The following is a 3380-nucleotide window of genomic DNA, read 5'->3' as shown; positions in this document are numbered from 1 at the left end:
CCGGTAATGGCGACATTTGTCGCCTGGTAAGCGTAAATGAAAGGAGAATAATTGAAAAGCTCGGTTCCCTCCCAACGAGTTAAAACCAGGGGCAGATAATCTTCCGGCTTTTGGCTAAATTCCAATCTGGCGCCTTCGGACAAATAGAGATGAACATTACTCTTCAAATGAATGGGGCCGTTGAGATAATAAACGCCAGGGGGAACGATGACTTTTCCGCCTCCTTCCTGATTGCAGCGGTCAATGGCTTTTGGCTTTTTTGAACGGTTCAAAACACGCTGTCACCGAATCGCCGACAGCGCCGAAGTCCGTCACTCGATATTCACGCTCGGGAAAAACCGGCGGAGTTATTCTGCTTTCAATGATTTGAACCGCATCCCAGGCCGTTTGGATATGATTTTTTTGACACGAAATTTGTAAAATAGTCAGCAGGAGAAAGATAAGGAAAAAATAAAACAAAAATTTTCCTTTTGCTTTTTTGGGAGTTTTCATTTTGCTAAAATTTTCCTCATTTTTTATGGTCAAATTCACTTGAAAATACGAAAATAAAAGAACCATGTCGGCCCAATCCTTCTTTTGATGAATAAAAATCATTCATCTCCAGAGCAACGGCGTCCTCAAAAACCGGATTTGGATCTTTCCCTGGATCAAGATAATAACATTCTTTTCCTGACATTAACGATTTCGAAAAATCAGAAGCGAGAACCGTTGCCGAGGCAAAAAAATTACAAATAGAATTTTATTAACAATTGCTGTCTTCATAGGGTCTTTTCTAGGGTCTTTTCTCCGCAAGTCTATATTTTTGGAATAGACATGATCATTATCGTTTAAATCGAAGTTTCTTGGGAAATACTTTTACATCCTCGGCCCATTTCTGCCATTGTTTTCTCATCCGCTTTACCTTTTTCGGATATTTTTCAGTCAAATTTCTCCGTTCCGTTCGATCGTCTTCCAGATCATAAAGCTCCCACGATTTCAATTTTCCGTCCATCACCAGTTTCCATTTCCCCTGACGGATAGCGCAATTTCCCAGATGCTCCCAATAGAGCGCTTCGTGACCTTGCCGTGTCTTTCCCTTTAAAGCGGGTAGCAAACTTTTTCCATCTAATTTATGAATCTTTTTTCCTTTAAATTCTTCCGGATATTTGGCACCGGCAACATCGAGAATCGTAGGCATCAAATCAATGACATGTCCCATTTGCTGCGTCATAGTATTTGGTTTTACTACGCCTTTCCAGCGTGCAATTAGCGGCGTAGAAATGCCACCTTCATGAACCCATTTTTTGTAACGGCGAAATGGCGTATTACTGGCATTTGCCCAACCAATGCCGTAACTCATGTAGCTGTCCGGACCACCTGGCATGATTTCCGGAGAGTTGCCCCTCAAAATTTCTGCGCAGCCGCCATTGTCAGAAAGGAAAAAAATCAATGTATTTTTATCAGCGCCGGTTCTTTTCAGCTCTGCCAGAATCCTGCCAATCCCCTGATCCATCCGATCAATCTGCGCGGCATAGACTGCCATTCTCATGGCTTCCCATTGCTTATGTTCAGCACGCTCCCATGGTGGCACACGATTATCCCGTTTCGAGAGTCCCCATTTTTCATCGATGAGTCCCAGCGAAATCATTCGCTCCCTTCTTTTTTCTCTCAGAACATCCCAGCCATCCAGATATTTATCTCGATATTTTTCAATATCTTCTTTCAAAGCATGCAGAGGCCAATGCGGTGCAGTAAATGCTGTGTACAGAAAAAACGGCTTGTCGCTATTCGCATAATTTTTTATCATTTCTACCGCATGATCGGCAATGGCGTCCGTCATATAGAAACCATGGCCTTTTTCCACAATTTCCTTGTCATCATTGACCATGATGCGAACTTTATCCGTTCCCGGCACAACATAGCTGGTGTCAAAATAGCTACTCGCGCCGCTGATTAAGCCGTAATATCGCTCAAAACCTCTATTTAGCGGCCAATGCGGACGATGTTCCCCAACATGCCATTTCCCGGACATCAAAGTGTGATAGCCTGTTTGCCGAAGGACCTCTGCGATCGTGACACAATGATCGTTTAAATAACCTTGATACGCCGGTGGTCTGGGCTGATTTTTGCGATTTATCATGCTTCCCATTCCAGCGCGATGAGGATAAAGTCCGGTCAAAAGAGACGCCCGCGTCGGACAGCAGCGTGCGCAATTGTAAAATTGGGTAAATTTCAAGCCCTCCTCTGCAAGGCTGTCAATATTCGGCGTATTAATTTCCGAACCAAAACACCCTAAATCCGAATATCCCATATCATCTGCCATGATGAGGACGATGTTAGGCTTTTTCATTCCAGCGCCCAATGGCAAATCAACCAGAGGGAGCAATGAAAAAGCGCCCGCTGCTGCGATTGATGTTGAGAGAAATTCCCTCCTCGAGAGCTTATTTTTCACACGAAATTCCTTTTCAAATGCAGCGCCAAAATTTGATTCTACTCGTTGTAAACACTAAATTCAAACCGCAATTTTCCGATAGACGGCAAACTTTTTCCTTTTAGCCGTACCATCGTCAATGAATCGCCCCAACTTTCCCAGAGGTCACGGTTTTCTTTTTTATCAAAATGAACTTTTTGGGGGACAAAGTCCAATTCTCTCGGATCGTATTTCAGAAGAATTGAGAATCCCTGGCTTTGTACAAACAGCAATTCGCCCGAAGAAATTTTTTCAACAGAACAGGGCGTCAAAAAATTGAATTCAATATCGCCGGTTTGATTTTTTAATATGTAATCTTCTGAAATGACGATCTTTCGTTGCCGAAAAAAATCAATTGTTCTTCGCCATTTTATCACATTCGCCTCTGCAGGATAAGCTTTGGCAATATCCAGCGAAAAAGAAACTTTCTCATTATCTGTCTGGTAGCGAACATTCTCCGCTCTAAATTTTGCACCGTTTTGTTGCATTTGGGAATTAATAATTGGTAAATTGTGGGAGCCGGATTGCGTAAACCAGAGTGTGTACCGCTTGCCGGAAAAGGTAATTTTTTTGTAGGTGTCTTTTCCTGCGTCGACAATCACCGGCTTGCCATTGTAATACAAAATGAATTGTCCGACATCATTGTGATTGTGACTTTCGCCGTTAGTCCCGCCTTTGGCAGCGATGAAAAATCCTTTGGGAGAACTCGCTGCCGAACGAGCGGTCATAACTTGAATTTCCGGGAAAAAAGAATCTCGCACATAAGGCAAATTTGCCTCGGCATTTCGAATTTCATCATAGAGAAAAATCTCATTCAGACAGCGCCGCATTTCCGGATAGGATAAAGAAAATTTTTCCGTTTTGGCAAAGTGAACAGCCAACGCGACTAAATTGGGGTCTTTAATTTTTTTGCCAAAGCAATAAAGCAGTG

Annotated in this window: 5 protein-coding genes; all 5 read right to left on the bottom strand. The window is 42.9% G+C overall.

Translation table 11 applies throughout. The annotated features are described in order from the left end of the window. Positions 1-272, bottom strand: a 272-nt coding sequence (locus GXO74_12890; GenBank protein NOZ62561.1) for a glycoside hydrolase family 28 protein, incomplete at its 3' end; no start/stop codon positions are given. Continuing rightward, complete coding sequence (locus tag GXO74_12885) at positions 241-492, bottom strand: hypothetical protein (protein ID NOZ62560.1); 252 nt, start codon at positions 490-492, stop codon at positions 241-243. The genes GXO74_12890 and GXO74_12885, both read right to left, overlap by 32 nt. A gap of 16 nt (positions 493-508) precedes the next feature. Then, complete coding sequence (locus GXO74_12880; protein ID NOZ62559.1) at positions 509-676, bottom strand: hypothetical protein; 168 nt, start codon at positions 674-676, stop codon at positions 509-511. Positions 677-820: 144 nt separating this feature from the next. Beyond that, positions 821-2329 carry an arylsulfatase gene (locus GXO74_12875; protein ID NOZ62558.1) on the bottom strand — a complete coding sequence of 503 codons (1509 nt, stop codon included), beginning with the start codon at positions 2327-2329 and terminating at the stop codon, positions 821-823. Positions 2330-2469: 140 nt separating this feature from the next. Beyond that, the coding region (locus GXO74_12870; protein ID NOZ62557.1) for a hypothetical protein at positions 2470-3380 on the bottom strand (911 nt) is incomplete at its 5' end.

This window comes from Calditrichota bacterium (assembly GCA_013152715.1).
Taxonomy (GTDB): Bacteria; Zhuqueibacterota; Zhuqueibacteria; order Thermofontimicrobiales; family Thermofontimicrobiaceae; genus 4484-87.
This window is presented reverse-complemented; position numbering and strand designations above follow the sequence as displayed.